21 protein-coding genes are annotated in these 24,604 nt (G+C 74.1%); 10 read left to right on the top strand and 11 right to left on the bottom strand.

The window, feature by feature from the left end; all coding sequences use genetic code 11:
* Positions 1–98 precede the first annotated feature (98 nt).
* The 4 genes from ispG to BM339_RS01070 all read right to left on the bottom strand — a co-directional run bounded on the left by ispG (position 99) and on the right by BM339_RS01070 (position 4,284).
* The gene (ispG, locus tag BM339_RS01085) at positions 99–1,292 is read right to left on the bottom strand and encodes a flavodoxin-dependent (E)-4-hydroxy-3-methylbut-2-enyl-diphosphate synthase (RefSeq protein ID WP_021596338.1); all 1,194 of its coding nucleotides are present in this window, start codon (positions 1,290–1,292) and stop codon (positions 99–101) included.
* A 115-nt stretch (positions 1,293–1,407) separates the two neighbouring features.
* Positions 1,408–2,607 carry a M50 family metallopeptidase gene (locus BM339_RS01080; protein WP_075019660.1) on the bottom strand — a complete coding sequence of 400 codons (1,200 nt, stop codon included), beginning with the start codon at positions 2,605–2,607 and terminating at the stop codon, positions 1,408–1,410.
* A 38-nt stretch (positions 2,608–2,645) separates the two neighbouring features.
* On the bottom strand, positions 2,646–3,863 hold the full coding sequence (gene dxr, locus BM339_RS01075; RefSeq protein ID WP_021596336.1) for a 1-deoxy-D-xylulose-5-phosphate reductoisomerase: 1,218 nt from the start codon (positions 3,861–3,863) through the stop codon (positions 2,646–2,648).
* Positions 3,864–3,903: 40 nt separating this feature from the next.
* Positions 3,904–4,284, bottom strand: a complete 381-nt coding sequence (locus BM339_RS01070; RefSeq protein ID WP_218163545.1) for a winged helix-turn-helix transcriptional regulator — start codon at positions 4,282–4,284, stop codon at positions 3,904–3,906.
* A gap of 122 nt (positions 4,285–4,406) precedes the next feature.
* Here BM339_RS01070 and BM339_RS01065 point away from each other — a divergent pair, with 122 nt between their 5' ends.
* Positions 4,407–5,255: an NAD(P)H-binding protein gene (locus BM339_RS01065; RefSeq protein WP_075019659.1), complete on the top strand. Its 849-nt coding sequence runs from the start codon at positions 4,407–4,409 to the stop codon at positions 5,253–5,255.
* Position 5,256: 1 nt separating this feature from the next.
* On the opposite strand, the gene BM339_RS01060 is transcribed toward BM339_RS01065, so the two are convergent.
* Positions 5,257–6,303 (bottom strand): sensor histidine kinase, encoded by a 1,047-nt coding sequence (locus BM339_RS01060; protein ID WP_075019658.1) that lies wholly within the window; start codon positions 6,301–6,303, stop codon positions 5,257–5,259.
* Positions 6,304–6,540: 237 nt separating this feature from the next.
* On the opposite strand from BM339_RS01060, the gene BM339_RS47370 reads away from it, so the two are divergent.
* Positions 6,541–6,924 (top strand): hypothetical protein, encoded by a 384-nt coding sequence (locus BM339_RS47370; RefSeq protein ID WP_024936591.1) that lies wholly within the window; start codon positions 6,541–6,543, stop codon positions 6,922–6,924.
* Positions 6,925–6,933: 9 nt separating this feature from the next.
* Here BM339_RS47370 and BM339_RS01050 read toward each other — a convergent pair whose 3' ends face one another.
* The 4 genes from BM339_RS01050 to BM339_RS01035 form a co-directional block, all read right to left on the bottom strand.
* On the bottom strand, positions 6,934–8,151 hold the full coding sequence (locus BM339_RS01050) for an ABC transporter substrate-binding protein (protein WP_021599366.1): 1,218 nt from the start codon (positions 8,149–8,151) through the stop codon (positions 6,934–6,936).
* Positions 8,152–8,618: 467 nt separating this feature from the next.
* The gene (locus tag BM339_RS01045) at positions 8,619–8,984 is read right to left on the bottom strand and encodes a hypothetical protein (protein WP_021599367.1); all 366 of its coding nucleotides are present in this window, start codon (positions 8,982–8,984) and stop codon (positions 8,619–8,621) included.
* A 222-nt stretch (positions 8,985–9,206) separates the two neighbouring features.
* Positions 9,207–10,706, bottom strand: coding sequence for a CoA-acylating methylmalonate-semialdehyde dehydrogenase (locus tag BM339_RS01040; RefSeq protein ID WP_021599368.1), 1,500 nt, complete (start codon positions 10,704–10,706; stop codon positions 9,207–9,209).
* Positions 10,703–12,007, bottom strand: a complete 1,305-nt coding sequence (locus BM339_RS01035; protein WP_075019657.1) for an aspartate aminotransferase family protein — start codon at positions 12,005–12,007, stop codon at positions 10,703–10,705. The genes BM339_RS01040 and BM339_RS01035 overlap by 4 nt, the downstream gene beginning before the upstream one ends.
* A 145-nt stretch (positions 12,008–12,152) precedes the next feature.
* Here BM339_RS01035 and BM339_RS01030 point away from each other — a divergent pair, with 145 nt between their 5' ends.
* Both BM339_RS01030 and BM339_RS01025 read left to right on the top strand, forming a co-directional pair.
* Complete coding sequence (locus tag BM339_RS01030) at positions 12,153–13,769, top strand: PucR family transcriptional regulator (RefSeq protein WP_024936592.1); 1,617 nt, start codon at positions 12,153–12,155, stop codon at positions 13,767–13,769.
* Positions 13,770–13,830: 61 nt separating this feature from the next.
* Positions 13,831–14,625: an alpha/beta fold hydrolase gene (locus BM339_RS01025; protein ID WP_075019656.1), complete on the top strand. Its 795-nt coding sequence runs from the start codon at positions 13,831–13,833 to the stop codon at positions 14,623–14,625.
* On the opposite strand, the gene BM339_RS01020 is transcribed toward BM339_RS01025, so the two are convergent.
* Positions 14,588–15,586, bottom strand: a complete 999-nt coding sequence (locus BM339_RS01020) for a hypothetical protein (protein WP_024936594.1) — start codon at positions 15,584–15,586, stop codon at positions 14,588–14,590. The genes BM339_RS01025 and BM339_RS01020 overlap by 38 nt on opposite strands.
* Before the next feature lie 118 nt (positions 15,587–15,704).
* Here BM339_RS01020 and BM339_RS01015 point away from each other — a divergent pair, with 118 nt between their 5' ends.
* Positions 15,705–16,835, top strand: coding sequence for a carboxylate-amine ligase (locus BM339_RS01015; RefSeq protein WP_075019655.1), 1,131 nt, complete (start codon positions 15,705–15,707; stop codon positions 16,833–16,835).
* A 17-nt stretch (positions 16,836–16,852) separates the two neighbouring features.
* Entirely contained in the window at positions 16,853–17,488 is a 636-nt protein-coding gene (locus BM339_RS01010; protein ID WP_075019654.1) for a class I SAM-dependent methyltransferase, read from the top strand.
* A gap of 216 nt (positions 17,489–17,704) precedes the next feature.
* Here BM339_RS01010 and BM339_RS01005 read toward each other — a convergent pair whose 3' ends face one another.
* Positions 17,705–18,190 carry a helix-turn-helix transcriptional regulator gene (locus BM339_RS01005; protein WP_075019653.1) on the bottom strand — a complete coding sequence of 162 codons (486 nt, stop codon included), beginning with the start codon at positions 18,188–18,190 and terminating at the stop codon, positions 17,705–17,707.
* 201 nt (positions 18,191–18,391) lie between these two features.
* On the opposite strand from BM339_RS01005, the gene BM339_RS01000 reads away from it, so the two are divergent.
* Genes BM339_RS01000 through BM339_RS00985 form a run of 4 tightly spaced genes read left to right on the top strand, consistent with a single transcriptional unit; the run spans position 18,392 to position 24,604 of the window.
* Positions 18,392–19,642, top strand: a complete 1,251-nt coding sequence (locus tag BM339_RS01000; protein ID WP_075019652.1) for a hypothetical protein — start codon at positions 18,392–18,394, stop codon at positions 19,640–19,642.
* On the top strand, positions 19,639–22,014 hold the full coding sequence (locus BM339_RS00995) for a serine/threonine-protein kinase (protein WP_075019651.1): 2,376 nt from the start codon (positions 19,639–19,641) through the stop codon (positions 22,012–22,014). Before BM339_RS01000 ends, BM339_RS00995 begins: the two co-directional genes overlap by 4 nt.
* Positions 22,011–23,276 carry a protein phosphatase 2C domain-containing protein gene (locus BM339_RS00990; protein ID WP_075019650.1) on the top strand — a complete coding sequence of 422 codons (1,266 nt, stop codon included), beginning with the start codon at positions 22,011–22,013 and terminating at the stop codon, positions 23,274–23,276. Before BM339_RS00995 ends, BM339_RS00990 begins: the two co-directional genes overlap by 4 nt.
* Complete coding sequence (locus BM339_RS00985; RefSeq protein ID WP_075019649.1) at positions 23,273–24,604, top strand: vWA domain-containing protein; 1,332 nt, start codon at positions 23,273–23,275, stop codon at positions 24,602–24,604. The genes BM339_RS00990 and BM339_RS00985 overlap by 4 nt, the downstream gene beginning before the upstream one ends.

Raw genomic sequence — 24,604 nt, 5'->3', positions numbered from 1 at the left:
GGGATCACGATCCGCGGTCCCCGGGCACGCGAAAGGGCCCCGGGTCGCATTCACACCCGGGGCCCTTCGAACGCTGCGGCGTCAGCGCATCGGTGAGATCAGCCGACCACCACGTCGGCGCCCGGCCCGGAGACCGAGCCGTCCTCGCCGATCTCGATGCCCATCTCGTCGGCGATCCGCATCGCCTCCTCGATCAGCGTCTCAACGATCTGCGACTCGGGGACGGTCTTGACGACCTGCCCCTTCACGAAGATCTGGCCCTTGCCGTTGCCGGAGGCGACGCCGAGGTCGGCCTCCCGGGCCTCGCCCGGCCCGTTCACCACGCAGCCCATCACCGCGACGCGCAGCGGGACGGGGAAGTCCTTCAGCCCGGCGGTGACCTGCTCGGCGAGCGAGTAGACGTCCACCTGCGCGCGCCCGCAGGACGGGCAGGACACGATCTCCAGGCCGCGGGTGCGCAGCCCGAGCGACTCCAGGATCGCCGCGCCGACCTTGACCTCCTCGACCGGCGGCGCCGACAGCGACACCCGGATCGTGTCCCCGATGCCCTCGGCGAGCAGCGCGCCGAACGCGACCGCCGACTTGATCGTGCCCTGGAACGCCGGGCCCGCCTCGGTGACGCCGAGGTGCAGCGGGTAGTCGCAGGCCGCCGCCAGCTTCCGGTACGCCTCGATCATCACGACCGGGTCGTTGTGCTTGACGGAGATCTTGATGTCGCGGAAGTCGTGCTCCTCGAACAGCGAGCACTCCCACAGCGCCGACTCCACCAGTGCGTCGGGGGTGGCCCTGCCGTGCTTCTCCAGCAGCCGCTTGTCGAGCGAGCCGGCGTTCACCCCGATCCGGATCGGCACGCCCGCGTCCTTGGCGGCGCGCGCGATCTCGCCGACCTTGTCGTCGAACTTCTTGATGTTGCCGGGGTTGACCCGGACGGCCGCACAGCCCGCGTCGATCGCCGCGAACACGTACTTGGGCTGGAAGTGGATGTCGGCGATGACGGGGATCGGCGACTTGCGCGCGATCGCCGGCAGCGCCTCGGCGTCGTCCTGCGACGGCACGGCGACCCGGACGATCTGGCACCCGGACGCGGTCAGCTCCGCGATCTGCTGGAGCGTGGCGTTCACGTCGGCGGTGAGCGTGGTGGTCATGGACTGCACCGACACCGGCGCGTCGCCCCCGACCGGAACGTTCCCGACCATGATCTGCCGGGATGCGCGGCGGGGCGCGATCGGATCCGGCGCCCCCTGCCCGTCGCCTGCGCCGCGGACGCTCGGAATTCCCAGTGAAACGCTCATCCCTCTCCTCTGGCTTGCGGCCCCGTACAAAGCCTAGGCGCCCCGCGCCGCTGTGTTGACACCGCGCGGCACATATCACTGTGAGCATTTGACCCCGCAACGTGAACATTTTGGGTCACTCCGGTAGCCGGAGCGGATTGAACAGGTCGGCGAGGATCAGCAGCACCCCGAACCCCACGAGCACCAGGACGGCCAGGTATGTCAAGGGCAGCAGCCGGGTCATGTCGACGGTGCCCGGATCCGGCCGCCCCCGGATCCGGTTGACGCCGGCGCGCGCCCGCTCGTACCCGACGACCGCGAGGTGCCCGCCGTCCAGCGGCAGCAGGGGCAGGACGTTCAGCGCGCCGAGGAAGATGTTCACCGACACGACCAGCGACAGGTACAGGGCGAGCTTGTCACGCGCGGAGCTGTCGGAGGAGAAGATCTGCCCGGACACGTCGGTGGCGCCGACCACGCTGCCGACCTGGCCGCCCGGCGTGCTCTCCCGCTCGGGCGTGAACAGCTTCGGCACGGCCGCCGGCAGGTCCACCACGACCTCGCCGATCCCGGCGAGGGTCCGGCCGATGCCGCGTTCGGCGAACACGGCCGCGTTCAGCGGGCCGGTCCGCTCGTACCCGGCGCCGACGACCTTCGCGGACATGCCGACGAACGGCCGCCCGTCCACGTCCGCCAGGGTGATGGGCAGCGTCACCGGCCGGGCCGCGCCCGGCCGCCGCACCGCCACCTGGACCGTCTCCCCCGGCTTCGCGTCGTCGATCGCCCTGGTGAGGCCGTCCCAGTCGGACACGGGCGTGCCGCCGAAGGAGACGACGCGGTCGCCCGCGCGCAGCCCCGCCCGGGCCGCCGGGGAGGGCGGGCGGCCGCCGCCGCAGTCGCTCGTCATCGCGGCCGGCACGCAGGGCGTGACCTCCTCGACCGTGCTGGTCACCGTGCCGGGCTCGCGCACGCCGACCGTCATGGCCATCACCATCAGCAGCAGGAACGCGAACACGAAGTTGGCGACGACGCCGGCGACGATGACCACCGCGCGGCGGCCGGCCGGCTGCCGGTAGAAGGCGCGCGGGCGGTCCGCGGGGTCGATCTCCTCCAGCGGCGTGTAGCCGACGATCTTGACGAAGCCGCCCAGCGGGATCGCCTTCACCCCGTACTCGGTCTCGCCGCGCCGGGTGGACCACAGGGTCGGCCCGAAACCCACGAAGTACTGGGTGGCCTTCATGCCGAACCGCTTGGCGGTCAGCAGGTGCCCGCCCTCGTGCAGCATCACCGACACCAGCAGCGCGACGACGAACGCCGCCGCGCCGAGGACGAAGGCCATCGGGTCTCCTCGGGGTCGGTCCCGAGGCGGGCCCCGGGTCAGCCGGTTCCGGTCAGTTCCGCGGTCCGGGCCCGCGCCCATCCGTCCGCCGCGAGGACGTCGTCCAGCGACAGGTCTCCGGGGGTTCCGGAACCGTGCTCCTCCACTACCCGCGCGATCGTGTCGACTATCCCGAGGAACGGGAGCCGTCCGGCGCGGAACGCGTCCACACATTCCTCGTTGGCGGCGTTGTAAACCGCCGGGACGGTGCCGCCCAGCTCACCGGCGTGCCGCGCCAGCGCGACGGCCGGGAACGCCTCGTCGTCGAGCGGGGACAGCTCCCAGGTGTGGGCCCTCGTCCAGTCGACGCCGGGCGCGGCGTCCGGGACGCGGTCCGGCCAGTCGATCCCGAGCGCGATCGGCAGCCGCATGTCGGGCGGGCTGGCCTGGGCGAGCGTGGAGCCGTCGGTGAACTCGACCATCGAGTGGATGACCGACTGCGGGTGCACCATGACCTCGATCCGGTCCATCGGGACGTCGAAGAGCAGGTGCGCCTCGATGACCTCCAGGCCCTTGTTGACGAGGGTCGCGGAGTTGATCGTGATGACCGGGCCCATGTCCCAGGTCGGGTGGTTCATCGCCTCCTCGGGGGTGACCTCGGCCAGCTCGGCGCGGCGGCGCCCGCGGAACGGGCCGCCGCTCGCGGTCAGCACGAGCCGCCGCACCTCCTCCGCGCGCCCGCCGCGCAGGCACTGGGCGAGCGCCGAGTGCTCGGAGTCGACGGGGACGATCTGCCCCGGCCGCGCCCGCTCCTTGACGAGGGGGCCGCCGACGATGAGCGACTCCTTGTTGGCGAGGGCGAGCGTCCGGCCCGCGTCCAGCGCGGCGAGGGTCGAGGCGAGGCCGAGGGCGCCGGTCACCCCGTTCAGCACCACGTCGCACCGCCACGCGGCGACCTCGGCGACCGCGTCCGGGCCCGCCGCGATCTTGGGGATGGGGTACTCGCCGGTGGCGTAGCCGCGCCGTTTCGCCTCGGCGTAGAAGGCGAGCTGGAGCTCCTGCGCGGCGGACGCCTTGGCCACCGCGACGATCTCGGGACGGAACTCCAGCGCCTGCGCGGCCAGCAGGTCGACCCGGCCGCCGCCCGCCGCGAGGCCGGTCACCCGGAACCGGCCGGGGTTGCGGCGGATCACGTCCAGCGCCTGGGTGCCGATCGAGCCGGTGGAGCCGAGGACGGCGATCTCGCGGGCGGTCGCGTCGGGGCTGGGTGCAGACATCACCGCTCCATTGTCGGGCATCTGCCGGGCATCGGCCCGCTCAGCTCCCGGTGGCGTCGTAGGCGCGCCGCGCCCGCTCCACCTTCTCCAGGTTCTCCGCGGACCACTCGGCGAGCGAGGCGAACAGCGGCCCCAGGCTGCGCCCCAGCTCGCTGATCTCGTACTCGACGCGCGGCGGCACCTCGGGGTGGTAGGTGCGGACGACGAGGCCGTCGCGCTCCATCTGCCGGAGCCGCTGCGTCAGCACCTTCGGCGTGATGGAGCCGATGCGGCGCTGCAGCTCGACGAACCGCTGCCGGCCGTACTCGTGCAGCGTCCACAGGATCGGGGTCGTCCACCGGCTGAACACGATGTCGACCACAGGGGCGATCGGGCAGGCGTGCTCGGCGTCGAACTCCTCCGCGTTCCACACGGTCCCCACGGCGCCCTCCCGGGTAGTCACTATCTTCTAGGTACCTACTATATCGAGGATGCTAGCTTCGCCGGGTCGCACCGCGACAGCGCCGCCGCGGCGGCGTCAGCGCAGCTCATACGGAGTGACTCATGATCGTTGTCACGGGTGCCACGGGAAATGTCGGACGGCCGCTCGTCCGGGCGCTGGCCGGGGCGGGCGAGGACGTGACGGCCGTGTCCCGGCACGTCCTGGACGATCTGCCGGACGGCGTCCGCCATCGCGCGGCCGACCTCGCCGACCTCGAAACCCTCCGGCCCGCCCTGGACGGGGCGGACGCCCTCTTCCTCCTCGTCGCCGGGCCGCTGCTCGGCTCCCCTGCCGGCCCCGGCCCGCGCGACGTCCTCGACGTGGTGAAGGCCTCCGGCGTCGCGAACGTCGTGCTGCTGTCGTCCCAGGGGGCGGGGACGCGCCCGGAGTCGCCCGCCCACGCGCGGCTGAGGGCGTTCGAGGAGGCCGTCCGGGAGTCGGGGCTCGACTGGACGATCCTGCGGCCGGGCGGCTTCGCCAGCAACGCGTACGCGTGGGCGGAGCCCGTCCGCGCGCACCGGTCGGCCGCCGCGCCGTTCGCCGGCGTCGCGCTGCCGTTCGTCGACCCGGCCGACATCGCCGAGGTCGCGGCCGCGGTGCTGCGGGAGGGCGGGCACGCCGGCCGCGTCTACGAGCTCACGGGCCCGGCGCCGGTCACGCCGCGGGACCGCGCGCGGATCATCGGCGAGGCGCTGGGCGAGCCGGTGGCGTTCACCGAGCAGACGCGAGAGGAGGCGAGGGCCCGGATGCTGGAGTTCATGCCCGCGCCGGTCGTCGACGGCACCCTGGACATCCTCGGCGAGCCCACCGAAGCCGAGCGGCGGGTCAGCCCGGACGTGCAGCGGGTCCTCGGCCGCCCGGCGCGGTCGTTCGCGCAGTGGGCGGCCGGCGCCGTCGCCGCGTTCCGCTGAGTCACCGGGCGAGCGGGAGCCGCAGGACGAGGCGGGCGCCGTAGGTGCCGTCGGCGACGTACAGGCTCCCGCCGTGGCCGATCGCGATCTGCCGGGCGATCGGGAGCCCGAGGCCGCTGCCGCCCTTGTCGCGGCTGCGCGCCGTGTCCAGCCGGGCGAAGCGCTCGAAGACGCGGTCGCGGTCGGCGTGCGGGATGCCGGGGCCGTCGTCGTGCACCTCGACGACGGCGTCCCCGCCTTCCGCGCGCGCCTCGACCTCGATCCGCCCGTCCGCGTAGCGCTCGGCGTTGGCGAGCAGGTTGATGACGACGCGGCCGAGGCGCAGCCGGTTGCCCACCACCATGAGCCCCGGTTCCACCTTGACGGCCGTCGGGACGGCGGAGCAGCGCCGGGCGACCTCCGACTCCACCAGCGCGCCGAGGTCGATGCGCTCGCGGACGGGGACGTCGCCGGCGTCGAGGCGGGCGAGCACGAGGAGGTCGTCCACGATGTGGTGCAGGCGTTCGATGTCGGCGAGCGAGGACCGCAGCGTCTCGGCGACGTCCCCGTCCTCGGGGGCGGCGAGGGCCAGCTCGATGCGGGTCCGCAGGCCGGTGATCGGCGTGCGGAGCTCGTGCGAGGCGTCGGAGATGAACGCGCGCCGCTGTGCGGCCGCGCCGTCCAGCCGGCCGAGCAGGTGGTTGACCTGGCCGGCCAGCCGCTCGGCGTCGTCGCCCGTGGCCGGGACGCCGACCCGCTCGCCGAGGCCGGCCTCGTCGAGGTCCTGCAGTTCCCGGCAGAGCCGGCGTACCGGTTCGAGCAGCCCGCGGGCCAGGCGGGCGACGCCCCGGCCGGCGAGGCCCGCGGCGGCCGCGGCCAGCACCGCCATGACCGCCGCGAGGACTCCGGGGCGGCCGACGTCGGCCAGCAGGGCCAGCGCCACGGCCGCCAGGGCCACCACGGCCACCAGCAGGGAGCCGAGTGCGGTGACCGCGAGCGTCACGCGCGCCCGTACGGGGCGGGGCCTGTGCGGCCGGAGGCGCCGGAGACCGACGTTCCAGGCCGACATGTCTCCTTTGTACGCAACTGCCGACCAACGGACGGCAAAGATCCCGGCCCGTGACCGCATAGCCCTGGTCCGCGATCCCCGCCCGCGGGGCTCCGGCGGCGCATAGCTCAGCCGATCTTGGACGTCCCGGCGACACGGGATGCTTTGCCGCGCTTTTCACCTTCGGTAACGGTGACCACACCCTCCCCCGCCTATAAAGGAGTGACGTGAAGCCGACTCCCGCCGGGGGATGGAGACATGGGCCAGACAGGCGAGCCGATCGTCGACCAGGGCGGGCTCAGCAGAGCCCAGCGCCTGGGCGACGCGTGCGTCGTCTGCCGCAAGAGCTGGCCCCGGCCGCGCGTCCGCGTCGGCCGCCTGCCGGACTCGTCCGGGGTGTTCGCGTGCGACGACTGCGCACCCGCCCCGCCGGTACCCCGCGCACGCCGGGGCCCCAGGGAGCAGCTCACGGGCGCCGGGCGGCCGGTCGGGGAGCCGCCGCCCGCGCGGACGGCGGCGCCCGCCGCCGTCATGGAGGTCTCTCCAAGGAGAAGGGTGACCCGGGCGTTCGGGGGGAAGTCCGGGACCACCCCGCAGGCGCGTCCGGCTGGGGGCGGCCGGACGCGCCGGAGAGACCCCTAGGGGCCGCCGTCAGCCCTTCGTCCGCGTCGCCGTGAGCCAGGTGCGGGTCCACTCGGCGTAGTCCGTGCAGCTCGCCTTCTCGTCCTCGTCCTTCTTCCCGCCGCACGCCTTCGACGGCGCGTGCGCGAAGATGATCTTGTCGAGGTAGGCGCGGTCGCCCACGTGGTAGGCGGCGCAGAACCCGGATCTGAGGCGGTCGCCCGAGCATGCCTGCGGGTTGGCGGGCGCCACCCCGGTCCACTCGGCGACCTGCTGCTGGACGTCCGGCGAGGCCGTCCACTGGAGCCACTGGTACATGCAGTTGGGGTGCTGGGCGCGGGCGCCGATCATCCACGCGTCCATCCACCCGGTCGCGCCCTCCGACGGGATGACGCCCTGGACGGGACGGGACGCGCGGTTCAGCACGTCCACGTGGTAGGGCCACGCCTGGCCGAGGACGGCCCGCCCCCCGGCGAACGCGCTGACGGCCTCGGCCGGCAGCTCCCAGTACTCCCCGACGTACGGGCGCTGCTCGGCCAGCACGCGCCCGGCGGCGGCGAGCTGCGCCGGCGTCAGCGAGTACGGGTCGCGGATCTTCAGCTTGCGCCGCTCGCCCTTGAGGTAGAGGGCCGCCTCGGCGATGGCGAGCGGGCTGTCCCGCATGATCAGCCTGCCGGAGTACCGGCGGGCCTGGGCGGGGTCGAACAGCGCGGCCCAGCTCGCCGGCGGCGGCACGGTCCGGGTGTCGTAGGTGAGCAGGTTGGTGCCCCACACGTACGGGATGCCGTAGTGCTTGCCGCCGCGGTCCAGCAGCTTGCGGAGCTTCGGCTCCAGCTTCTTGTAGCCGTCCACGAGGTCGGGGTTGACCGGGACGACCTGGTTCTCCTCGATCAGCCGGCCGGCGACCTCGGGCGGCGCCGCGACGCCGTCGTAGCGGCGGTCGGGGTCGCGCATGAGGGCGGCCATCTCCTCGGGCGTCTGGACGGTCTTCAGCCCGACCTTGCAGCCGGTGCGCTTCTGGAACGGGGTGGCCCAGTCGACGCGCGGGTCGGTGGTGCCGCTCTCGACGGACCCGGGCAGGGCGACCAGGTTGAGCATCCCCTCGCCCGGCCCGAGAGTGCCGGCCACCTTGGCGACCCCGGCCGGCCTCTCCTCGTCCCCGCTGCAGGAGACGAGGCCCGCGGCGAGCGCCGTGGCCGCCACCAGGGCCCCTGCCGTCCAGACCCGCGCCGTGGCCGTCAGCCGCATCTCGCTCCCGATCCGTGCCAGGGCCCTCCCCCTTCGCGAACGGGCCCGTCGGCGCAGCGTAGCGTCTCCGGGGCCGCGAGGCGGCGCGCACCCGGCACCGGGCGGGGGTCCGCGCCCGTCCGGCCGCCATTCCGTCCGTTCCGGAGGCCGCCGGCGAATTTATCGCCGGTGGGGTACGGCTTTTCCCGCCGACTTCGAGCCGTACGACCGGGAATTACCGGTGATCGCGACTCGCGAGTTCAGCCGAAACTTTCCCGGAGGTAAGAACTCCATAGCCATTGCCGTACCGTTTACTGGCGCATTTCGGCCGGCCGCTCAACGGAGAAACCGCCGGGGCCCCGGGAGACGGCGGGTGCTGGCGTCCGCGCCATACACGGAGGTTGCTGGAGAGGGATATGGCGCGGGCTGCCGTCCTGCCCGGGACCGCGGCGGCACCGGCGGGCGTGGCGAGGTTGGGGAACAGCGGATCACCGTGCGGTGCTGCCTGGCCACGCGATCACCGGTACCCGGCCGAACGGCGACGGTGTGACGCCCTCGAGACGGAGGAGGTTCGAGGGACGCCGCACGTCCTGCCGGGTGTCGCGGGACGGCCGCGGAGGGCCGTCGGGGGATGCCGGCACACCGGCCGGCGGCCGCCTGGGAGCGGCGTGCTTGACCACCTCGATCCGTGCGATGAGCCGCTGCGGGGTGTCGGCCTCCAGGAAGTCGCCGACGTCGCGGTCCTTGGGCGGCAGCGCCCACCAGTGGCCGGTGCACAGGCCGAACCAGATGGTCCAGCCCGGGAATCGCCTTGCGAGGGCGTCCACCTCTGCGGCGTGGTCGCCTGCGGTCATAGCGCGGCTCTCCTGCACGTTCCGGCCCCACGTGGCCCTGCGGCCCCTGGACTCCGTGTTTCTGACTGCCAACCCTGACTTTTGAATTCATCCCAATTAATTGAGACAGTCAGATTGTGTCGCCGGACACAGACCCCGTCAATGGGTGTAGCCATTATTCGTCCGCGCACGGCGGACGAAAATCAACGACGAAAAACGCCGGAGGTAGGAAACTCCCGTACCTCAGCCGCCGGCGGGAAATCCCAGCTCAACGCCCCGGTGGCTGGGATCGGCCCAGCGCGCGGTGACGGCCTTGGTCCGCGTGTAGAAGTGGACGCCCTCCATCCCGTGGGCGTGACTGTCGCCGAACAGTGAGTCCTTCCAGCCGCCGAAGGAGTAGTAGGCCATCGGGACCGGGATGGGCACGTTGACGCCGACCATGCCGACCTCCACCTCGTTCTGGAAGCGGCGCGCCGCCCCGCCGTCGTTGGTGAAGATCGCCGTTCCGTTGCCGTACGGGTTGGCGGAGATCAGCTCCATGGCGGCGTCGTAGGAGCCGGCCCGCGCGACCGACAGCACCGGCCCGAAGATCTCGTCCTTGTAGGCGTCCATGTCCGGGGTGACGTGGTCGAGGACGGCCGGGCCGAGCCAGAAGCCGTCTCCCGCGCCGCCGAGAACGTCCGGGTCGCGCCCGTCGACGGCGAGGGTGGCGCCCTGCGCGACGGCGCCGTCCAGGTACGAGGCGACCTTGTCGCGGTGCGCCCGGGTCACCAGCGGCCCCATCTCCGCCTCGGGATGGTCGCCGGGGCCGATCCGGAGCCGGGCGACCCGCTCGCGGATCTTCGCCGTCAGCTCGTCCCCGACCGGGTCCACGGCCACGACGACGGAGATCGCCATGCACCGCTCCCCCGCCGACCCGAACCCGGCGGACACGGCGGCGTCCGCGGCGAGGTCGAGGTCGGCGTCCGGCAGCACGAGCATGTGGTTCTTGGCGCCGCCGAGCGCCTGCACCCGCTTGCCGTTCGCCGCCGCCGTCGCGTAGATGTACCGCGCGATGGGGGTGGAGCCGACGAAGCTGACCGCCTTGACGTCCGGATGGTGCAGCAGCCCGTCCACCGCGGCCTTGTCCCCGTGCAGGACGTTGAACACGCCGTCCGGCAGCCCCGCCTCGGCCCACAGCTCGGCGAGCCGCACCGACGCCGAGGGGTCCTTCTCCGACGGCTTGAGCACGAAGGTGTTCCCGCACGCGATCGCCACGGGGAACATCCACATCGGCACCATCGCCGGGAAGTTGAACGGGGTGATCCCGGCGGCCACGCCGAGCGGCTGCAGGATGGAGTAGGCGTCGACGCGCGACGAGACGTTCTCGGAGAAGCCGCCCTTGAGCAGGTGCGGGATGCCGCAGGCGAACTCGACGACCTCCAGGCCGCGCGACACCTCGCCCGCCGCGTCGGAGACCACCTTGCCGTGCTCGGAGGAGATGAGCCGCGCCAGCTCGTCGCGGTGCCGGGCGACCAGCTCGCGGAACGCGAACAGCACCTTCGTGCGCTGCGAGAGGGAGGTGTCCCGCCAGCCGGGGAACGCCTCCTTCGCGGCGGCGACGGCCGCGTCGACCTCCGGCCGCCCGGCGAGGTCGACCGCCCCGGCGAGGCGTCCGGTGGCGGGCTCGTAGATGTCGCCCTGCCGGCCGGGCTCCCCGTCGAAGGGCTTCCCGCCGATCCAGTGTGCGACGCGGTGGCTCATACGGACTCCTCCGGAAGTGCTTCGAGGGACGCGATCAGGATGCCGAGGCCTTCGGCGGCCTCGTCGTCGGTCAGGGTCATCGGCGGCGCCATGCGGACCACGTTGCCGTACAGGCCGCCCTTGCCGACCAGCAGCCCCCTCTCGCGGGCCGCCTCCATGAGGGCGGCGGCGAGCGGCGGGCTCGGCTCGCCGGTGCGCGGGTCGGCGAGCTCGACGGCGAACATCAGGCCCTTGCCCCGGACGTCCGCGACCACCGGGAACCGGCCGGCCGCCGCCGCCAGCCCGCCGATGATCGTCGCGCCCTGCCGCGCCGCGTTGGCCTGCAGATCGTGGTCGAGAATGTGGTCCAGCGTCGCGTTCGCCGCGGCCATCGAGACCGGGTTGCCGCCGAACGTGGAGATGCCGACCGCGTGCAGGCCGTCCATGAGGTCGCCGCGCGCGACGACGCCGCCGACCGCGAAGCCGTTCCCGAGGCCCTTGGCGAACGTCATCGCGTCCGGGGTCACGCCGTGGTCGTCGATCCCCCAGAAGCCCTGGCCCGTCCGCCCCCACCCGGTCTGCACCTCGTCGGAGACGAACAGGATCCCGTGCTCGTCCAGGACGCTCTTGTAGGCGGCGAACAGCCCGTCGGGCGGCATCGTGAAGCCGCCGACGCCCTGGATCGGCTCGGCGATCAGCGCGGCGACGTCGCCGCCGGTCGCGGTGGCGAGCACGTGCCGCAGGTCCTGCGTGCAGGCGTCGATGTACCGCTCGTCCGACATGCCCGCGAACTGCGGGAGGTGGCGGTCGGCGCCGTGCAGGAAGTGGACGTCCAGCGGGGAGAAGGACAGGTTCGTCCAGGCCCGGTTGCCGGTCACGCCCGTCGCGGCGAACGACCGGCCGTGGTAGCTCTGCCGCATCGCGAGGACCTGGTCGCTGCGCCGCGCGTACGCGGCGAGCAGCAGCGCCGCCTCGTTGGCCTCCGTTCCGGAGTTGACGAAGAACACCTTCGCGTCCGGGATGCCGGAGAGCCGGGCGATCTTCTCGGCCAGCTCCACCTGCCCGCGCAGCAGGTACGCGGTGGAGGTGTGCACGACGCCCGTCGCGATCTGCCGCTCCACCGCCTCCCGGACCTCGGGCACGTCGTAGCCGAGCATGTTGGTCAGGATGCCGGTGAAGAAGTCGAGGTAGACGTTGCCCTCGGCGTCGGTCACGCGGTTGCCCTTGCCGCCGACGATCTCGATGGGGTCCCGGTAGTTGAGCGCCATCCACGACGGCATGACCGCCCGGTGGCGCCGGAGCAGGTTCGCGTGTTCCGACATGGCACAAGTCTCGTTCGCGGGAGGGGCCGGAGGCCACCCGCAGAGTGTCAATACCGCGCCGCTCCGCTTGACGGTCTGCTCGCGGCTGACACCCTGTAACGACCTGATCATCGTCGTTGACACCCTGTCGGATACCATCGCGGTGATGCTGCCCACTGTCGACGACGTCCTCCAGCTCGACGCGGTCCGCCGCGGCCAGCCGCACGTCGTCGCGGGCGCCGACCGCACCGGCAACCGGGTCCGCTGGGTGCACGTCGCCGAGGTCACCGACATCGCCCACCTGCTGCACGGCGGCGAGCTGGTGCTCACGACCGGGATCGCGCTGCCGGACGAGCCGGAGCGGCTGCGCGCCTACATCGGCGACCTCGCCGAGGTCGGCGTCAGCGGCCTGATGATCGAGCTCGGCCGGCGCTACGCCAGCGTGCTGCCGCCCGCGCTGATCGCCGCCGCCGAGGAGTTCGGCCTCCCGGTGATCGTGCTGGCGCACGAGCCCGCGTTCGTCGACATCACCGAGTCGGTGCACGCCCGGATCGTGCAGGAGCAGTACGCGGAGCTGCGCGCCTCCGAGCAGCTGCACGAGATCTTCACCCAGCTGTCGGTCGAGGGCGCCTCCACCGACGAGGTGGTCCGGCAGGTCGCGGCGCTCGGCGGGCATCCCGTGGTGCTGGAGAACCTCGCCCACCAGGTCCTCGCCGCCGACGCCGGCGGCGCCGACCCCTCGGAGCTGCTGTCGGCGTGGGAGACCCGGTCCCGCGCCGTGCGGCCGGGCCGCCGCACCGGCTACGACGAGGCGTCCGGCTGGCTGGTCACCATGGTGGGCGCGCGCGGGGAGGACTGGGGCCGGCTCATCATCGACCTCGGCGCGCCGCCCTCGCCGCGGGAGACGGTCCTGGTCGAGCGGGCCGCGACCACGCTCGCCCTCGGCCGCCTCCTCGACCGGCACGCCGAGAGCGTCGAGCGCCAGGCGCACGGGACGATCATCGCCCGGATCCTCGCGCACGCCTACTCCGACCCGCAGGAGGCCGCCGCCCGCGCCCGCGCCCTCGGCGTCCCGCTGTCCGGCCGCCGGCTGCTCGGCGCGGTGCTGCGCCAGCGCGGCCCCGCCTCGGCCGCCCCGCGGGTCGGGGAGCTGTCCCAGCTCGCCGAGACCGCGGCGGCGGCCTGCAAGGACGCGCGGCTCGCCGCCCTCGTCGGGGTGCTGGACGAGGGCGGCCCGCACGCCCGCGTCGGCGTGCTGGCCTCCCTGCCGGCCCGCGCCGACGTGGAGACGGCCCTCGCCGAGGTCGCCACCCGGATCCGCGCGCAGTCCGGCGGCACGGTCATGGCCGCCGGGTCCGTCGTGGAGACGATCCGGGACGTCCGCCGCTCGTTCCTGGAGGCCGAGCAGGTCGCCGACGTCGCCGCCCGCGGCTCCGGCGCCCGCCTCTTCTACCGCCTGCCCGACCTGCGCCTTCGCGGCCTCCTGCACCTGCTCCGCGACGACGCCCGCGTCCAGACGTTCGTGGAGCGCGAGCTCGGCCCGCTCCTGGAGTACGACGCCGAGCGCGGCGGCGACCTGACCCGCATCCTGGAGCTCTATCTTGAATCGGGGCGTAACAAGGCGGTGGCCGCCCAGCGGGCGCACCTGTCCCGTCCCGCCTTCTACGAACGCCTCCGCCGGATCGAGCGCGTTCTGGACGCCGACCTGGACGATGTCGAGTCCTGCGTGTCCCTCCACGTCGCGCTGCTGGCTCTGTCGTCCGTTCGCTGGGAACGTTCCTGACATCCGGCCGTGACCGGTGAAGGCCGTCCGCGCGGGTTCTTCCGCGCATACGCTTTACCTCATGGCGGACTCGGCATTGCACGTTCATCGGTATGGGGATCCTGCCGGCGACCCCGTGGTCCTGCTGCACGGCGTCACAGGGCACGGGGCGCGCTGGCGCCGGACCGCCGAGCGGTACCTGGCGGACCGGTCCGTCCTGGCACCCGACCTGCGCGGGCACGGGCGGTCGACGCACGAGCCGCCGTGGACGGTCGAGCGGCACGTCGCCGACGTCCTCGGCCTGATGGACGCCGAGGGCGTCGAGCACGCCGACCTCGTCGGCCACTCCTACGGCGGGATGATCGCGGTGCACCTGGCGCGGACCGCGCGGCGGCGGGTGCGGCGGCTCGTGCTGCTCGACCCGGCGATCGGCCTGGAGCCGGCGAAGGCCGCCGAGGAGGCGCGCGGCTACCTGGCGCCCGCGTCGTTCGGCGACGTCGCCGAGGCGCGGGCGTACCGGGCGGCGCGCTGGCCGAAGTCGCCGGACGACGCCGTGGACGAGGAGATCGCCGTCCACCTGGAGCACGGCGCGGACGGGCGGCTGCGGTGGCGGTTCGAGCCGGCCGCGGTGGTGACGGCGTACTCGGAGATGGCCCGCCCCCATCTGGCGCCGCCCGCGGACGTCCCGACGCACCTGGTCATCGCGGCCGAGGCCGACCTCGTCCGGCCCGAGTTCGTGGTGGACCTGCGCGCGGCGCTCGGGCCCGGCCTCGTCATCAGCGAGATCGAGGCCGGGCACATGCTCTACCTCGACCGGTTCGAGGAGACCGGATCGCTGCTCAGCGGCTGGCTGGACGGAGCAGGCGCCGCCCGGTGAACGGCGGCAGGGTCAGCGGCGTGTGCAGTCCGGGCGGGGCCCCGGCCACCGCCGGAACGGCGGCCGCCATGCGAAGCGCGGCCGAGTCGCCGGGACCGGCGAGATCGGCGCGCCAGGACGGCTCGCCGGCGATCTCGACGCGGTGGCCGCCGCCGGAGGCGGCCGCGGGCCAGTGCGGGGCCACGTCGGCGCGGGCCCGCGCGACCCGCTCGACGGTGATCACCGGGCGGCCGCCCAGCATGCCCGACACCTGGAGCCGCAGCCCCGCCTGGGCGCCCCGGGCGATCCGGCCGATGTCCTCGGGCGCCGTGCACAGCTCGTAGGTCTCGCGCACCTCGTCCAGGGGGACGGCCAGATGCTCGGCGAGGAGGCGGACCACCGGGCCCCACCGGCGCCGCGGGGTGCCGGGCCGCACGGCCGGCGGGCGGTGGCCGGCGGGTGCGCCGAAGCCGGCGGTCTCCGGGGCGTCCGGGCCGGTGAACGTGGTGATCGTGACGGCCTCGATGCGCAGGCAGGCGCCGCTGAGCAGCAGCGGGAGCACGTCCTCCACCGGGCCGGGGCCGAGCGTGAGGCAGGCGGCGCCGCCGGTGGCGCAGGCCGCGCGGACACGCCGGACCAGGCCCCGGTCGGCGGACGGCGGATGGACGAGCGAGGGCACGGCGTCCGACACGACTCCGGCGCCCGCCTCCAGGAGGCGGCACAGTTCGCCCACCGCGTCCGTCCCGCCGGACTCCGTGTGGCAGATGACATGGGGGCGGCGGGCCAGGAGCTCCGCCGGGTCATCGGCGGCGAGGACGCCGAGGGGGCGTCCGGTTCCGGCCAGTTCGGCGGCGTCCGCGCCGGCGTGCCGGGGGTCGCCGGTGACGACGCCGGCGAGTTCGAGGTCCGGATGCTCGATCAGGGCTCTGAGCACCCGCATGCCGACGGTTCCGGTGCCCCACTGGCCGACAAGAAATGACATATCACCACTTTTCAACCAAGCGCTCGGTCAACGGCGGCGCGCATTGTAAGCACGCTCGTCCGGCCAGGACGAGACCCGTCCGGGACGTACATCCGTGCACCCCGGGAAGGACTCTCTTGTGACGTTTCGTACCGATCCGCGCACTTTCGGGGTGGAAGAGGAACTGCTGCTCGTCGACCCCGAGAACGGCGCGCCCCAGGCCGTCTCCGGGTCCGTCATCCGGTACGCCCGGCGCCACGACGAGCTGTTCCTGACCGGCGGGCGGCGGTCCAACCCGCTGGAGACCGAGTTGCAGCGCGAGCAGCTGGAGACGGCCACCCCCGTCTGCACCTCGCTCGGCGAGGTGTCCGAGCACGTCCGGTCGGCGCGGCTGGCCGCGGCCGAGTCCGCGGCGGGCGCGGGCGTCGCGGTGGCGGCGCTCGCGACCTCGCCGGTCAGCGTCCGCCCGTCGCTGACCCCGACGCACCGCTACCTGCGGATGGCCGACGCCTACGGGCCCACCGCCGACGAGCAGCTCACCTGCGGCTGCCACGTGCACGTCGGCGTCGAGTCCCCGGACGAGGGCGTCGCCGTCCTGGACCGCATCCGGCCGTGGCTGCCGCCGCTGCTGGCCCTCAGCGCCAACTCGCCGTTCTGGCAAGGCGCCGACACCGGCTACGACAGCTGGCGGCACCAGGTCTGGAGCCGGTGGCCGTCGAGCGGCCCGACCGAGCTCTTCGGCTCGGCGGAGGGGTACCGGGCGACGGTCGAGGCGCTGCTCGCGACCGGGGCGCTGGTCGACGAGGGCATGATCTACTTCGACGCCCGGCTGTCCCGGCGCTACCCCACCGTGGAGATCCGCGTCCCGGACGTGTGCCTGAGGGCCGACGACGCCGTGCTGGTGGCCGCGCTCGTCCGCGCCCTGGTCGACACGGCCGCTGCCGCCTGGCGGTCCGGCGAGCAGCCCGACCCGGTGCGCGCCGACCTGATGCGGCTGGCGATGTGGCGGGCCGGACGTTCAGGCCTGCGCGACGACCTCGTCCACCCGTGCACCCGCCGCGCCGCGCCCGCCCGCGAGGTCGTGGGCGCGCTGCTGGACCACCTGTCCCCCGCGCTCGACCGCTCGGGCGACCTCGGGACCGTGGCCGGGCTCCTGCGCGACGTGATCGAGCGCGGCAACGGCGCCCAGAGGCAGCGCGCCGACTTCACCCGCACCCACGACGTCACGGCCGTCGTCACGAGCGCCGTCGAGCAGACGATCGCCTTCTGATCAGAGACAATCCCCGGATGCTCCTCGACGACGCCGCCCTGGAACAGTCCGCGGTCGTGGCCAACTGCGCCATGAACCGCGAACGCCGCCTCGACGGCTACGCCCGCGAGCTGGGCATCGACATCACCGAGCTGGCCGCGGACCGATGGCTGGACCTGTGCTGCGGCACAGGCCGAGCCCTAGCCGAAGCGGCCGCCGCCCTACCAGGAACGGAGATCGTGGGCGTAGACCTGGTAGACCACTTCATCCCCGACACGAACGCGGTCCACCTGATCACCGCCTCGGTAACCACCTGGGAACCGGAGGCGCCCTTCGACCTGATCACCTGCGTCCACGGCCTGCACTACATCGGCGACAAGCTGGGCCTCCTCACCCGAGCCGCATCATGGCTGACGGGCGACGGCCTGCTGGTCGCGAACTTCGACACCGGAAGCGTTCGGCTGCCCAACGGAACCCCGGCCGGACGCCGCCTGACCACAGCCCTCCGCGAAGCGGGCTTCACCTACGACTCCCGAAGCCGCCGCATCTCGATGCGCGGCCACCGAAGGATCGGCCTGCCCTACCTCTACCTAGGCGCGGACGACCAAGCAGGCCCCAACTACACAGGCCAACCAGCCGTCCACTCCTTCTACAAACGTATGAACAACGCCTGATCCGGGACCACGAGATGTGGCCCCGGACCATCACGCACCTACCTCAGCCACCACCGCAACCACGCAACAACCTCAATGGTCGCGATCGCGTCCGAAGGCAGGTTCAAGCGAAGCGAGAACCTGATCGCGCAGCGAGCCGCTAGGCGAGTCGGATGCGATGCCAGCGATCGCCCGCATTTGTCGACGATGGAGGGCCGCCAGGCCCGAAGGAGGAGATCAATGCCATGGGAGGTACCTCTCTGCGCGGCGGGGGCGGGCGAGGAGGCCGGTGGACTCGACGGCGAGGACGCGGTCGAAGCGGAAGGCGCGGACGCCGCGCCGCATGCGGCACCAGCCGACGAGGTACCAGTGGTCGCGGTGGACGAGGCAGGTGACGGGCTCGACCTCGCGGATCGTGACGTTGGCGCCGGCGTCGCCGTAGCAGAGCCGGACGACGCGGTGCTCGGTGATGGCGGCGGCGATCACGCGGGCGCGATCGGAGGTGGAGGCGTCCAGGGGCGCGGTGAGGGTGGCGAGCGTGGTGGTGACCACGTCGTCGTGGGGGGTGGCGTCGAGGAGGGTGTGCAGGGCGCGGCGCGCGGTGGTGGCCTGCGGGCCGGTGCCGAGGTGCGCGAGGGACAGCGCGAGGGCGGCGATCTCCGCCGCCGTGAGCGCGGCCGGCGCGGTGGGCGCGGTCTGGGGGTGCGTCGCAACGTTCGCCATGGTTCGATCATACGTTCGAACACTGACATTTTGGAGGTCGCGGCACCCTCCGGCCGAGTCGTGCGACGCACCGCGGGGCGGCCGGGGCACATGATCGGCTTCACGCTTGAGAAGGCGGCCTCACATGGGGAAAACTGAGGCACCGAAACGTGCTCTATTCGGGGGAATCAGGGGCGAACATGGGCCAAGCGTGGACCGGCGTTGAGTGACGCGCGCGTGAACCGGCCCCCGTTGAGCCGGGACGAGGCGGACAGGATGCTCGCGCGCCTCCAGGACGAGAAGGAGCGCATCGGCGCCGCCCTGCTCGAACTGGAGGCCCATCACGGCTACCAGCTGCTGGAGGGCGCGAACCTCACCGGGCGGACGCTGAGCGTGCAGTCCGACGTGCGTTCCCGCATGGCGTCCCTGTGGCTGCTGTTCGACCTGTACGGGCGCGTCCTCACCGAGGCCGGTGAACTGCGGGCCCGCCATGCCAAACCGGGCCAGGCGCAGCTCGCGGAGCTGACCCGGCTCCTGGACGGGCCGTCGGTGGAGCTGCCCGCCCAGGAGGTGCCGCTGGAGCGGCGGACGCTGCTGTCCGCCCCGTCCGGCGAGCGCCTCACGCTCCGCGCGGCGGTCGACCGGATGACGCCGCTCTACGAGGAGATCGCCCAGGCGGTCGCCGAGATCGACGGCGTCTGGTCGGCGCTGCTGTCCCGGCTGGCCGAGGTGGAGGCCGAGCGGCGCGCGGTCGAGGAGCTGCTGCGGTCCCTCGGCGGGGTGGACCCCGACTTCGAGAGGCTTCGCGGCGAGCTGGAGTCCGCGGCCGCCGTCGTGCGCGGCGACCCGGTGGCGCTGGAGCGGGACGGCCGCGCCGACACCGCGCGGCTCGACGAGATCCGCACCGGCCTCGCCGAGGTGCGTCGCGGCCTGGAGGAGGCGCGGCGGCTGCGCGACGGGTTCGCCGACCGGATCCGCGGCGTCACCGCCGTCCTGGACCGGCTGCGCGAGGCGGAGGCGGAGGCGCGGGCCGCCCACGACGAGGTGCTCGTCAAGATCGCGGCCCCGGCGCCGCCCGAGCCGCCCGGCTCCAGTGCCGCCCTCGCCGACCGGCTCGCCGCCGTCGCGCGGCCCCGGGACGGCGCGGCGGCGCGCGGCGCGGGCTGGAACGACGTCGCCGAACGGCTCGCCGACCTGGAACACTCGGCGGACACGGCGCTGGCGCGGGCGCGCGAGGCCACCGCCCTCATCCGGGGACTGCTGGACCGGCGCGAGGAGCTGCGCGGCCGGCTTCAGGCCTACCGGGTGAAGGCCGCACGGCTCGGCCACGCCGAGGACCCCGACCTTGCCAGGATCTACGAGCAGGCCCGCGAGCTGCTGTGGACCTCCCCCTGCGACCTGCGGAAGGCGACCGTGGCGCTGACCGGCTACCAGCAGGCCATCACCTCGCGGGCGAAGGGAGTGGATCGATGAGCCAGTGCGCGCAGCCGGGCTGCGGCGGGACGATCGCGGACGGGTACTGCGACGTCTGCGGAAATCCCCCCGCGAGCGCCGCGCCGGGCCCGGCGCCGGCCGCCGCGCCGAGCGTCCCGGCGCCGCGCCCGCCCGCGGAAGGGCCGGAGAAGTGCCGCCAGGCCGGCTGCACCGGCACGATCATGGACGGCTACTGCGACGTGTGCGGCTCGCCGCCCGCGCACACCACCCGCGTCCCGACCACGTCCTCGCCGGGGACGTCCGGCACCGCGGGGAGCACGGGGAGCACGGCGACCGGCAGCACCCGGACGGGCAGCACCCGCACCGGGTCGGCGCGCTCGTCCGGACGCCGCGGGATGCTCGGCGCCGGGCTCGTCGAGGTGCCGCGCGTGCCCTACCGGGACCCGTCCAGCGCCGTGCTGAGCAACCCGGAGGTCGCCGAGGCCAAGCGGTACTGCAGCGGCTGCGGCGAGCCCGTCGGCCGGAGCCGCGGCGACCGGCCGGGGCGGACGGAGGGCTTCTGCCCCAAGTGCGGCGCCCGCTTCTCCTTCACCCCGAAGCTCGCCCCCGGCGACCTAGTCGGCGGGCAGTACGGCGTGCTGGGCTGCCTCGCCCACGGCGGCCTCGGCTGGATCTACCTCGCCAAGGACAGGAACGTCAGCGACCGCTGGGTGGTGCTGAAGGGCCTGCTCGACAGCGGCGACGCGGACGCGATGGCCGCCGCGGCGGCCGAGCGCGCCTACCTGGCCGAGGTCGAGCACCCCAACATCGTCAAGATCTACAACTTCGTCCAGCACGACGGCGACGGCTACATCGTCATGGAGTACGTCGGCGGGCAGTCCCTCAAGGACATCCTGCTCCAGCAGCCGCTGCCGCCGGGCGAGAAGCACCTGCCGCTCGCACAGGCCATCGCCTACGGGCTGGAGGTCCTGCGGGCGTTCGAGTACCTGCACGCGCAGGGCCTCGTCTACTGCGACTTCAAGCCGGACAACGTCATCCAGTCCGAGGAGCAGCTCCGGCTGATCGACCTCGGCGGCGTCCGCCGGCTGGACGACCCGGACGGCGCGATCTACGGCACGGTCGGCTACCAGGCGCCCGAGATCGCCGACGACGGGCCGTCGATCTCGTCCGACCTGTACACGGTCGGCCGCGCCCTGTCCGTGCTGAGCTTCCCGTTCAAGGGCTACACGAGGACGTACGTCGACGCGCTCCCGCCGCGCTCGGAGGTCCCCGTCCTGCAGCGGTTCGAGTCCTACGACCGGCTGCTGCGCCGCGCGACGCACAAGGACCCGCGGGCGCGCTTCCAGGACGCGGCCGAGATGGCCGAGCAGCTCACCGGCGTGCTGCGCGAGGTCCTGGCGGCCGAGGACGGCACGCCGCGCCCCGCCCCGTCCGGGCTGTTCGGCGCGGAGCGGTTCACCTCGTCGATGGCGGGCGAGGCGCAGGAGGGGCCCGCGCTGCCGCCCGTCCCGCCGGAGGTGGCCGCGGCGGCGCTGCCGGTCCCGCTGGTGGACGGCGCCGACCCCGCCGCCGCGTTCGTGTCCGGTCTCGGCGCGCTGGAGCCCGCGCAGGCGGCCGAGGCGGCGGCGAACGCGCCGGAGCGGACGCCGGAGGTCAGGCTGACGCTCGCCCGCGTCAAGATCGAGCTGGGCGCGGCGGCCGAGGCGGACGCGCTGCTCGACGAGCTGGCCACCGAGCGTCCCGCGGACTGGCGGATCGGCTGGTACCGCGCGGTCGGGCTGCTCGCGCAGGGCCGGGTGGACGAGGCCGCGCCGCTGTTCGACCGGCTGTACGGGCTGCTGCCCGGCGAGCCCGCGCCGAAGCTCGCCCTCGCCTACTGCCGCGAGCGGTCCGCTCCCGACGAGGCCGTCCGCCTGTACGAGACCGTGTGGCGCACCGACCAGAGCTACATCAACGCGGCGTTCGGCCTGGCCCGCGTGCACCTGGCGGCGGGTGACCGGCGCGCGGCCGTCGCCGCCCTCGACTCGGTGCCGCGGATCTCGATCCGCTACGTGCCCGCGCAGGTGGCCGCGGTCGCGACCACCGTCCGCGGCCGTCCGCCCGCGGAGCTGTCGGCGGCCGAGCTGGTCGCCGCGGGCGACCGGCTCACCGCCCTGGACCTGGACGGCGAGCGCCGCGACCGGCTCGCCGCCGAGGTGCTGGAGGCGGCGCTCGGCTGGCTCCTGGGCGGCCCCGGCGCCGCGCCGGGCACGCACGGCGGCGCCCTGTTCGGCTCCCCGCTCACCGAGATCCCGCTGCGCCGGCTCCTGGAGCGGACCTACCGGGAGCTCGCGCGCCGCACCCGCGACCGGGACGAGTGCCGGCGGCTCGTCGACTCCGCCAACGCCGTACGCCCGAGGACGCTGCTGTGACCGACGACCGACCCGGACCCGACGCGGCCGGCACCGACCACGCGAAGGCCGCGGAGCTGACCTGCCCCGCCTGCGGCGAGACCGTGTACCCCGACGAGATCTTCTGCGAGGAGTGCGGGCACCGGCTGGCCGACGCCGCGCCCGCGCCGCCCGCCGGGACGGGACGCGACGGCGCGACGATCAGGCAGGAGTCGGCGCCGTCCGCGGGCCGGCCGGCCGCGGGGCCGTGCCCCGGCTGCGGCGGGACGGCGATCGACGCGGACGGCTACTGCGAGGCGTGCGGGCTCCGCCAGCCCACCGAACGCGACCACGTCGAGATCGAGCTGCCCGCGCTCGGCGCCGGGAACGGCTCCCGCCCGGTCGTCGCGGCGGGCGCGAGCGACCGGGGCCGCCGCTATTCCCGCAACGAGGACGCGCTGGCCATCGCCGCCCACTCCGCCGGGATCGCGGCCGTCGTGTCCGACGGCGTCGGGTCGTCGCAGCGTCCCGACGAGGCCTCCCGCGCCGCCGCCGACACCGGCGCCGCCGAGCTGGTGGCGCGGCTGGACGCCGGCGAGGACCCCGAGGACGCCACCCGGCACGCCGCGCTGCGCGCCGCCGCGGCCGTCGCGGCGCTCTCCACGTCGCCGTCCGACGCGCCGTCGTGCACGTACGTGTCCGCGGTGACGCGCGGCCCGGCGGTGACCGTCGGCTGGGTCGGCGACAGCCGCGCGTACTGGCTGTCCGCGGACGGCGCCGCCGAGGACGGGCCCGGCCCGGCGCCGGGCGAGGCGGACGCGGCCGAGGTCAGCACCGGCGACATGGCCGAGCTCGGGCCGTCCCGGCGGCTCACCGAGGACGACTCGTGGGCCGCGTTCATGATCGCCGAGGGCTCGCTCTCCGAGGCCGAGGCGGAGGCCCACCCGAACGCGCACGTCATCACGGCGTGGCTCGGCGCCGACGCCGGGCAGGTCACCCCGCACGTCGCGACGTTCCGCCCGGCCGGCCCCGGGACGCTGCTGGTCTGCAGCGACGGCCTGTGGAACTACTTCCCGGCGGCCGGCGACCTCGCGGCGCTGCTGGGCGGCGGCGCCAGCGAGGCCGGGGCCTCGGCGCACGACCCGGCGGCGGACCCCCTCGGCGCCGCGCGGACCCTCGTCCGGCACGCGCTGGACGCCGGCGGCCGCGACAACATCACGGTCGCGGTGATCCCGCTGCCCTCCCCGGGCACCGCCGACGGCCGCATCCACGAGAGCACACCGCAGAGCACGGAGCCACGATGAGCGAGCAGCCGCAGTTCACCATCTCGATCGACCAGAACAAGTTCCTGCCCGAGGGCGGCCGCGAGGTGCACGCCATCGTGTCCGTCGAGGCGACCGCCGCGGAGGGCGCGCCCGTCCCGTCCTCGACGCGGGCGTCCGAGGTCATCATCATCGACACCTCGGGCTCGATGTCCTACCCGGAGACCAAGCTGCGCGCCGCGGTGGCGGCGGCGCAGGTCGCGATCGACACGCTGCGCGACGGCGTGGAGTTCGCCGTCGTCTCCGGCTCCAACACCGCCACCATGGTGTACCCGCGGCAGCCCGGGCTGGTGCCGGCGAACCCGCAGACCCGGGACGAGGCCAAGCACGCCCTGGCCAGGCTGAGGGCGGCCGGCGGCACCGCGATCGGGTCGTGGCTGCGGCTCGCCGACGAGCTCTTCGGCGACCGGGGCGGCATCCGGCACGCGATCCTGCTGACCGACGGCAAGAACCAGCACGAGACGCCGGAGGAGCTCGACGCGGTCCTGTTCCGCTGCGGGGGCCGGTTCGTGTGCGACTGCCGCGGCGTCGGCACCGACTGGGAGGTCGCCGAGCTGCGCAAGGTCGCCTCGGCGCTGCTCGGCAGCGTCGACATCGTCGCCGACCCCGCCGGGCTGGTCGCCGACTTCCGGGCGATGACGGAGGCGGCGATGGGCAAGTCCGTCGCCGACGTCGCGCTGCGGGTGTGGACGCCGCAGACGGCGCGGCTGCGGTTCGTCAAGCAGGTCCTGCCGTCGGTGGAGGACCTGACCGGCAAGCGCGTCGACTCTGCGCCGCAGGCGGGCGACTACCCGCTCGGCGCGTGGGGCGCCGAGTCCCGCGACTACCACATCTGCGTGAGCGTCCCGCCCGGCGAGGTCGGCAAGGAGCTGCGCGCCGCGTGGGTGAAGCTCGTCGTGCCGGGCGGGCCGGGCGAGGAGGCGCGGGTCCTCGCGTCCGCCAACGTCCTCGCCCAGTGGACCGACGACGAGGCGGAGTCCACCCGGATCAACGCGCGGGTGGCGCACTACACCGGGCAGGCCGAGCTGGCGTCGGCGATCCAGGAGGGCCTGCAGGCCCGCAAGGACGGCGACCTCGACACGGCTACCGCGCGGCTCGGCCGGGCCGTGGTGCTCGCCGACGAGGCGGGCAACGACGCGATCACCGCCATGCTGCGCAAGGTGGTGGACGTCGTCGACCCGGCGACCGGCACCGTCCGGCTGAAGCGCAACGTCGACAAGGCCGACGAGATGGAGCTGGACACCCGCTCCAGCAAGACGATCCGGACGCGCAAGGACGAGACCGTGACCACCAGGAGGGGCGAGGGCTGA

It is taken from the genome of Actinomadura madurae, from assembly GCF_900115095.1.
GTDB classification, from domain to species: domain Bacteria; phylum Actinomycetota; class Actinomycetes; order Streptosporangiales; family Streptosporangiaceae; genus Spirillospora; species Spirillospora madurae.
The sequence above is the reverse complement of the archived record's forward strand: the minus strand, read 5'-3'. Positions and strand labels throughout refer to the sequence as shown.

Excerpts from the sequence above, each read along its gene's own strand:
- ispG (WP_021596338.1), bottom strand. The coding sequence starts at position 1,292 with ATGAGCGTTTCACTGGGAATTCCGAGCGTCCGCGGCGCAGGCGACGGG.
- BM339_RS01080 (WP_075019660.1), bottom strand. The coding sequence starts at position 2,607 with ATGGCCTTCGTCCTCGGCGCGGCGGCGTTCGTCGTCGCGCTGCTGGTG.
- dxr (WP_021596336.1), bottom strand. The coding sequence starts at position 3,863 with ATGTCTGCACCCAGCCCCGACGCGACCGCCCGCGAGATCGCCGTCCTC.
- BM339_RS01065 (WP_075019659.1), top strand. The coding sequence starts at position 4,407 with ATGATCGTTGTCACGGGTGCCACGGGAAATGTCGGACGGCCGCTCGTC.
- BM339_RS01060 (WP_075019658.1), bottom strand. The coding sequence starts at position 6,303 with ATGTCGGCCTGGAACGTCGGTCTCCGGCGCCTCCGGCCGCACAGGCCC.
- BM339_RS47370 (WP_024936591.1), top strand. The coding sequence starts at position 6,541 with ATGGGCCAGACAGGCGAGCCGATCGTCGACCAGGGCGGGCTCAGCAGA.
- BM339_RS01050 (WP_021599366.1), bottom strand. The coding sequence starts at position 8,151 with ATGCGGCTGACGGCCACGGCGCGGGTCTGGACGGCAGGGGCCCTGGTG.
- BM339_RS01045 (WP_021599367.1), bottom strand. The coding sequence starts at position 8,984 with ATGACCGCAGGCGACCACGCCGCAGAGGTGGACGCCCTCGCAAGGCGA.
- BM339_RS01040 (WP_021599368.1), bottom strand. The coding sequence starts at position 10,706 with ATGAGCCACCGCGTCGCACACTGGATCGGCGGGAAGCCCTTCGACGGG.
- BM339_RS01035 (WP_075019657.1), bottom strand. The coding sequence starts at position 12,007 with ATGTCGGAACACGCGAACCTGCTCCGGCGCCACCGGGCGGTCATGCCG.
- BM339_RS01030 (WP_024936592.1), top strand. The coding sequence starts at position 12,153 with ATGCTGCCCACTGTCGACGACGTCCTCCAGCTCGACGCGGTCCGCCGC.
- BM339_RS01025 (WP_075019656.1), top strand. The coding sequence starts at position 13,831 with ATGGCGGACTCGGCATTGCACGTTCATCGGTATGGGGATCCTGCCGGC.
- BM339_RS01020 (WP_024936594.1), bottom strand. The coding sequence starts at position 15,586 with ATGTCATTTCTTGTCGGCCAGTGGGGCACCGGAACCGTCGGCATGCGG.
- BM339_RS01010 (WP_075019654.1), top strand. The coding sequence starts at position 16,853 with ATGCTCCTCGACGACGCCGCCCTGGAACAGTCCGCGGTCGTGGCCAAC.
- BM339_RS01005 (WP_075019653.1), bottom strand. The coding sequence starts at position 18,190 with ATGGCGAACGTTGCGACGCACCCCCAGACCGCGCCCACCGCGCCGGCC.
- BM339_RS00995 (WP_075019651.1), top strand. The coding sequence starts at position 19,639 with ATGAGCCAGTGCGCGCAGCCGGGCTGCGGCGGGACGATCGCGGACGGG.
- BM339_RS00985 (WP_075019649.1), top strand. The coding sequence starts at position 23,273 with ATGAGCGAGCAGCCGCAGTTCACCATCTCGATCGACCAGAACAAGTTC.